Origin of the sequence: uncultured Nisaea sp. (genome assembly GCF_963974195.1) — a bacterium.
Lineage (GTDB): Bacteria > Pseudomonadota > Alphaproteobacteria > Thalassobaculales > Thalassobaculaceae > Nisaea.
The window spans coordinates 22,148-29,224 of the sequence record NZ_CAXBDC010000058.1 but is presented as its reverse complement, the minus strand read 5'-3'; the positions used below and the strand labels follow the sequence as shown (position 1 = coordinate 29,224).

6 protein-coding genes are annotated in these 7,077 nt (G+C 63.4%); 1 reads left to right on the top strand and 5 read right to left on the bottom strand.

The features are described from left to right. The 5 genes from AAC126_RS13655 to AAC126_RS13635 all read right to left on the bottom strand — a co-directional run. Window positions 1-1,399, bottom strand: a 1,399-nt coding sequence (locus AAC126_RS13655) for a cobalamin biosynthesis protein (protein ID WP_339854210.1), incomplete at its 3' end; no start/stop codon positions are given. Then, window positions 1,396-2,115 (bottom strand): precorrin-2 C(20)-methyltransferase, encoded by a 720-nt coding sequence (cobI, locus tag AAC126_RS13650; RefSeq protein WP_339854209.1) that lies wholly within the window; start codon window positions 2,113-2,115, stop codon window positions 1,396-1,398. The genes cobI and AAC126_RS13655, both read right to left, overlap by 4 nt. A 4-nt stretch (window positions 2,116-2,119) precedes the next feature. Beyond that, the gene (gene cbiE, locus AAC126_RS13645; protein WP_339854208.1) at window positions 2,120-3,352 is read right to left on the bottom strand and encodes a precorrin-6y C5,15-methyltransferase (decarboxylating) subunit CbiE; all 1,233 of its coding nucleotides are present in this window, start codon (window positions 3,350-3,352) and stop codon (window positions 2,120-2,122) included. After that, window positions 3,349-4,002 carry a precorrin-8X methylmutase gene (locus AAC126_RS13640; protein WP_339854206.1) on the bottom strand — a complete coding sequence of 218 codons (654 nt, stop codon included), beginning with the start codon at window positions 4,000-4,002 and terminating at the stop codon, window positions 3,349-3,351. Before AAC126_RS13640 ends, cbiE begins: the two co-directional genes overlap by 4 nt. 14 nt (window positions 4,003-4,016) lie before the next feature. Continuing rightward, the gene (locus tag AAC126_RS13635) at window positions 4,017-5,102 is read right to left on the bottom strand and encodes a sirohydrochlorin chelatase (protein ID WP_339854204.1); all 1,086 of its coding nucleotides are present in this window, start codon (window positions 5,100-5,102) and stop codon (window positions 4,017-4,019) included. 420 nt (window positions 5,103-5,522) lie between these two features. On the opposite strand from AAC126_RS13635, the gene AAC126_RS13630 reads away from it, so the two are divergent. Continuing rightward, window positions 5,523-7,076 carry a PfkB family carbohydrate kinase gene (locus tag AAC126_RS13630; RefSeq protein WP_339854202.1) on the top strand — a complete coding sequence of 518 codons (1,554 nt, stop codon included), beginning with the start codon at window positions 5,523-5,525 and terminating at the stop codon, window positions 7,074-7,076. The last annotated feature ends 1 nt before the right edge of the window (window position 7,077 follow it).

Below are 7,077 nucleotides of genomic sequence, written 5' to 3'. Positions count from 1 at the left end.
CATGGCCGAGTGGCGCGCCGATCCGGGCGGCGCAGGCCTGCAGGGCTGAAATACCGGGCGTGACCCAGACATGCAGCCGCTCCCAGTCCTTCCGGCCTGCCTTGTCCAGCAGCTCATAGACCAGCGTCGCCATGGCATAGATGCCGATATCGCCGGAGGAAACCAGCACCACCGACTTGCCTTCCGCCGCGAGATCGAGTGCATAGGCGGCGCGTTTCTCTTCCTCGCCAAGGGCAAAATCATGCCGCTCCTTGCCCGCCGCGAGTGGGCCGAGCAGGTCGATATAGAGACCGTAGCCGACGATCACCTCGGCATTGCGGATGGCCGCATCGGCTTCCGGCGTGCGCCAGTAATCCGCGCCGGGGCCGATGCCGACCAGGGCGAGCTGGCCGCGCGCCGTGCCGGTGGAGGCGACGTTAATCAGCGCCGGAGCTCCGGCGATGGCGCAGGTGGCCCGTTTCGATTTCCGTTTCGGTACGATCAGCGCCGCGTCCGGCCCGGCAGCAGCGAGGGCCGCGCCTTCGCTGACGCCATGGCAGCCGACTTCCCGGAACACCACGTCCGACGGCGTGGCGAGGCGCGGGGTTTCCTCTTCCAGCCGGGCCGCATCGAAGAACCGGACCGGGCGGCCCAGGTGGGCGCCGAGGGCATGCACTGCCGCTTCATCCATTTTCACATCGATGGAATAGACAGCGGCAATGGCCTCGCGGGCGAGATTGTTTTCGGCCAGGGTTTCCTCGACCAGACGGATCAGCTCTTCCGGCGCCGCATCACGCTCGCAGCCGACGCCGAGGGCCAGGCGTTCGGGATGGTAGGTCAGGCTTTTAGGTGCGGTGGCGGTGATTTTGACGGAGGCTGTGATCCGGCACTCGGCCGTATCGTCCCGCTTTAGCTCTGCGTCAGCCAGCCAGTCCAGCGCCGGATCGATGGCGGCGCTCTCTCCGGCCAGCAGAGCCGCCGCGACGCTTTTGTAGTCGGCGCCGGGTGCGAGGTGCCAGCCGGTGGGCGGATTGTCGAGCGCTACGCCAAGACTGAGGTCGCTGGCGGTGGTGATCGATGGCGCGATGCCGAGTGCGTTACCAGCCCGGCGGGCCAGATCGTTGGCGCCGTGATGGCCGCCGAGCAGAGGCACGATTGCGGAGCCGTCTTCGGCGATGGCCAGCACCGGCGGTTCCGCTTCCTTGTCGGCCAGCAGCGGCGCCAGGATGCGGATGACGGCCCCGGCCGCCCCGACAAACAGGATTGGCGAGCCGATGGTGAACAGATCGCGCAAATGCTCTGCTGTCTCGATGAAGATCCGGTCGGCGGGCGCGCTGCGGGCATGCAGCTCCATCTCAAGCGCCTTGGAGAGTTTTTCACCGGTCTCGCGGCCGGACGGGGAAAGGACGACGATTGTCATAGGCGGCTTCCCTCAAGGAAGGCCTCACCGCGTTTATGCAGGAGGATCATGGAGAAATAGGGGGCGGCGGACGCATCCACTTCGGCAAGCGGCAGGCAGCGCTGGTTGTCCATCGTCGCATGCTCGATATAGCGGGCGCCGTCGAGCAGGCCGAGATCGGTCAGCAAGGCACGGACCCGCTCAAGATGGCGGCCAACCTTCATGATGACGGCGCCGTCCGTGTTTTCCAGCCGGGCGCGCAGGATGTCGTCCGGCAGGGGGGCAGGCAATACCGTCAGCACGTCATTGCGGGAGACCAGGGGGGCGCCGAGTGCGGCGGCGGAAGCCATCAGCGAGGAGATCCCCGGCACCACTTCGGCCCGGTGTTTCGGGGCCAGCCGTTCATAGAGATACATGAAGGAGCCGTAGAAGAACGGGTCGCCCTCGCACAAGACGACGACATTCTGGCCCGCGTCGAGCGCGTCACCGATATGCAGGCTGGCCGCGTCATAGACCTGAGCCGCCGGGAACCGCGCGGTCACCATCGGCATGCGGATGGCGTATTCCGCGCGGCCTTCCGGGATATGCGGTGCGGCGATCTCGCGTGCCAGGCTGTCGCCATCCTCCGGCGCCGGATAGCAGATCAGATCCGCCGCCTGCAGCCGCTTCAGCGCCTTCAGCGTGATCAGATCGGGATCGCCCGGCCCGACGCCGATGCCTGTCAGCAAACCGGTCATGCCGTTACTCCGCCTTGTCCGTTGCGGGCTTTGTCACGGCCCATTGGGTGACACTCATCAATGGCCGCCAGCCCTGGTAGGGGCCGACAGGCTCCGCGCGGGAGACAGCAATGCGGGAAAGCTGTCCGCCGAGCCGCGTTTGCGCCGCGAACAAAGCGGCCTCGCCTTCCAGCGTGACAACATTCGCGACCAGTTTCCCGCCGGGTTTCAACGCGGACCAGCAGGCGTCGAGCACATTGTCGCCGGTGATCCCGCCGCCGATGAAGATCGCGTCCGGCGCTTCAAGCCCGGACAGCGCTTCCGGTGCGCGGCCTTCCACGATCCTGAGGAACGGCACCCCGAGGGCGTCTGCATTGAGCCGGATGGTTTCGATGCGTTCCGGGTTACTCTCGATGGCGACCGCCTTCGCCAGCGGATCGGAGCGCATCCACTCGATGGCAACGGAGCCGGAGCCTGCGCCGACATCCCAGAGCAACTGGCCCGGACCCGGCCGCAGGGCGGAGAGTGTCGCCGCGCGGACTTCGCGCTTGGTCAACTGTCCGTCGCTTTCGTAGAGATCGTCATCGAGGCCGGGTGTAGGGCCGAGGGCGGCAGGTCTGGCAGGCCGGCAAAGCGCGACGGCAATGGTGTTGAAATCGGCGCCGGGCGGGTGCGGCCAGTCCGCCGCCGTGCCGTCGAGCCGCCGTTCCGCATCACCGCCCATATGCTCGAACACGCTCATGGTGCTGGCGCCGAACCCGGCGCCGGTGAGATAGGCCGCGACCTGCCCCGGTGTCTCCCGCCCGTCGCTCAGCAGCATCAGCTTCAGGCCCGGCTGCAGGGCGGCGGCGAGCAGGGCAAGCGGGCGGCCATGCAGGGTCAGTGTCCGTACTTCGGAGAGTGGCCAGGCCAGTCGCGCGGCGGCGAGAGAGAAGGCGGATGGTCCCGGATGGATCGCCATTTCACTGGCCGGGAGATGCTTGGCAAGGGTGGCGCCGATGCCGAACTGCATCGGATCGCCGGTTGCAAGTACCGCAACCGGGCGGCCGCGCATTTCGATAATTGCTTCGACCAGCTTGCTGAGCGGGGAGGGCCATTCATGCCGTTCGCGTCCGTCCTCCGGCACCATGGCAAGATGCCGGGCGCCGCCGATCAGCACCTCGGCGCTGTCCACAAGAGCGCGGGCGGTGGGGGCAAGGCCGTCCAGCCCGTCCTCGCCGATGCCGATCACGCGCAGCCAGGGTGTCTCGCGCGTCATCGGGCGGCATCCTTCCCGGCGAGGATCGCCAGAGCATTCACCGCCGCCGCCGCCATGGCACTGCCGCCGCGCCTGTCCGGCAGGGTGAGGAAGGGCGGCAGGTTATCCGTCACCGTCAGTGCCTGTTTCGATTCCGCCGCGCCGACGAACCCGACCGGAAAACCGAGAATGACGGCCGGGCGCGGCCCACCCGCAAGAATGCTCTCCATCAGCCGGAACAGCGCCGTCGGTGCATTGCCGATGGAGACCACCGCACCGTCAAGGTGCTCTTGCCAGAGCGTTACCTGGGCGGCGGAGAGTGTCGTTCCCTCCGCCTTCGCCAGATCCGGCAGGCGCGGATCGCGGATCAGGTTGATCACCTCATTCCCCGCCGGCAGCAATTTCGGTGTTACGCCATGGGCGACCATGGCCGCGTCACAGATGATCGGCGCTCCCGAGGCAAGTGCCGCCCGTCCTGCCGCAACCGCACCGGTCGAGAAAACCAGATCGGGCGCGATCTCCGGCATGCCGCAGGCATGCACAAGACGTACGGCGACCTCTGTCTCGTCGGCGTCGAAGCGGGAAAGATCAGTCTCCGCCCGGACGATCTCGAAGGATCGCCGGTAGATGGCGGCCGGGTCTTTCTCGTATTCGAAAGTTGGCGCGGTCATGACGGCTGGCCGGATCAGGAATCGGTCAGCGTGCGCGGGCCGAGCGGATGGTCCGCATGGGGATAGGGGTGATGATGGTGGTCATGCCCATGTCCGTGATCATGACCATGCCCGTGGCTGTGATCGTGCCCGTGGTCATGGGAATGCCCGTGCGTGTGATCGTGGGAATGTCCATGATCGTGTTCGTGGCTATGGCCGCCGCTGTCGTTGATGCCCTCGACGTGATGGTGATGGCTTTCCTGCGGCAGGCCGACCTCGTCCTCGAAGCCGAGCACCTGCTGGCGGTACTTGCACATCTGGCAGTTCATGTTGCCGGTGCCGTCGGTGATCTCCGCGACCCGGTCCATGAAGGTCTCGATCACCAGCGGATGATCGTTCAGGTACGGTGCCTTGACGAATTCGATCTCCGGATGCCGGGCCGCGACCTTGTCGACGTAATCATAAATCCGGGTAATCAGAATGCCGGTGAAGAGGAAATAGGGGAACACGACGATGCGCTTGTAGCCGAGCTTGGCGGCATGCTCGAGCGCAGGTTCGACCAGCGGGAAGGTGACACCGGAATAGGCGGTCTCGCCCCAGCCGAAGCCCATGCCTTCCCAGAGAAGCCGCATGACCTTGGAGACGTTCGAGTTGGCATCCGGGTCCGACGCGCCACGACCGACCACGACCAGCATGGTTTCATGCCGGGAGATATGGTCGCCGGCAGCGGCCAGCGCTTCCTCGACACGGGCCGAGGCGGCGCGGATCATCTTCACGTCGATGCCAAGTTCACGCCCGTAATGGATATTCATGCCGCCGGACTGGGCCTGGTAGGTGTTCAGCACGGACGGGATATCGTTCTTGGCGTGACCCGCAGCAAACAGCATGCCCGGCACGGCCAGCACATCCGTCACGCCCTGCGCCTTCAGCGCGTCGAGACCGGTGCGGATAATCGGTGTGGCGAATTCCAGATAGCCGTAATCCACCGGCATGTCCGGCATCTGTTCCTTGATCCGGATCGCGAGTTTCGCGAACTCGTCCACGGCGGCCTGATCGCGGCTGCCATGCCCGCAGATCATCACGCCCTGTTTTCCGGTAATCTTGTTGTCTGAAACGCTCATCTCATCCCCCACCGCCGCGTGCACGGGGGCGCGGGAATGGTGCCATCCCGGCCACGAGCCGCCGCGGATATCCTTGCTGGATCTATCCGGCCCCGGATATCTCCGGGGCGCCCGTCACGTCAGTGTCCCGGGCCGAAGTGTTCTGGATAGAGCGTCGGGTGGATGGGGGCAAGTCCGGATCTGACCATTTGCATCGTGGCCGCGACTTCGGCTACAGCCAAACAGCGATCTCTATTGCGGTCCTGAAACGGGCCGTTTATGACCATTATAGAGCCTCAAGCAGCGCTTCTGTACCTCGGCCTTCCGAGTGTGTTCAGGCAGCAGGAGGTAAATGATTGCGAGAGTGGTTTGGGAACCGAACCACAAGTGCGCCCTGCTCAAAATTGCGGGGTGGCCCAGACGACCGGGATTTACCTTTATATGAGTGCCGAATTCACCGACCGTTACAAGCACAAGATCAAGACCGCAGACGAGGTCGCAGAGATCGTGGGAGGATTTCCACGAGAGAAAAAAGTGATCATGTGCCACGGGGTGTTTGATGTGGTGCACCCGGGGCATCTGCGTCATCTGGTCTTCGCGAAGAGCAAGGCCGATATCCTCGTCGCGAGCCTGACAGCAGACCGGCACATTGCGAAAGGCGTATATCGTCCGCATGTACCCGAGCAATTGCGGGCGCTTAATCTTGCGGCATTTGAAATGGTCGATTATGTCGTTATCGACCAAAATCCCAAGCCGCTGGATAATTTGCTTGAGATCAAGCCGGATTTCTTTGCCAAGGGTTATGAATATACGGCAAACGGCTTGCCGCCGAAGACACAGGAAGAACTGGACACGGTTCAATCTTATGGAGGTGAAGTTATCTTCACCCCGGGCGATATTGTCTATTCGTCTTCTAGGCTAATCGATCTGGAAGCACCACAGATTCCGATGGAAAAGCTTCTGACCCTGATGGGCCAGGAAGAGTTTGGCTTTGAAGATCTCTCCTCCACCCTGCGTTCAATGGCCGGGCAGAAGGTTCATGTGATCGGTGATACGATTGTCGACAGCTATACTGAAACCTCGATGATTGGCGGCCAGACGAAGACGCCCACGATCAGCGTGCTCTATCAGAACAAGCGCGACTATATCGGTGGCGCGGCGATTGTTGCCAAGCATCTGGCTGCGGCCGGAGCGGAGGTCACCTTCTCTACAGTGCTTGGGGATGACGAATACAAGGATTTCGTCATTGCCGATCTGGAAAGTTCCGGCATCAAGTTTAAACCGATCATCGACCCGACCCGGCCAACCACCAACAAGAACGCCATTGTTGCTGGTGGCTACCGGCTGCTGAAGATCGATACGCTCGATAATTCCAGTATCTCGGATGATATTCGCGACCGCCTGGTTGAGCAGATCCGGGAAACGAAAGAAGGTGCGGTCGTCTTCAGCGATTTCCGGCATGGCATCTTCAACCGCCGCACCATCCCGTCCCTGACCGAAGCGATCCAGCCCGATTTGTTTAAGGTCGCCGACAGCCAGGTGGCGAGCCGCTGGGGCAATATCACCGAGTTCAAGGGCTTCGATCTGATCACCCCGAATGAGCGGGAGGCGCGGTTCAGCATCGCGGACCAGGATTCGGGTATCCGTCCACTCGCCTCCCGGATCTACGATGTGGCGGAATGCCGGACGCTGATTCTGAAACTGGGGGACCGTGGTGTTCTGACCTGCCGGAACGCGGATCATGAAGCGCTCGATTCCTTCTTTGTCGTCGACAGTTTCGTGGACCGGGTGGAAGACGCGGTGGGGGCGGGAGATGCTCTGCTTGCCTACGCGACCCTTGCCATGATGACGCGGGGTAGCGCGCCGATCGCGACGATCCTCGGCTCTTTCGCGGCAGCCATCGAATGCGAGCAGGACGGTAATATTCCGGTCACTCCGGCGGATGTTCTGAAGAAGATATCCGCCGTCGAGCGACGCGCCAAATTCGAGAGCTAGG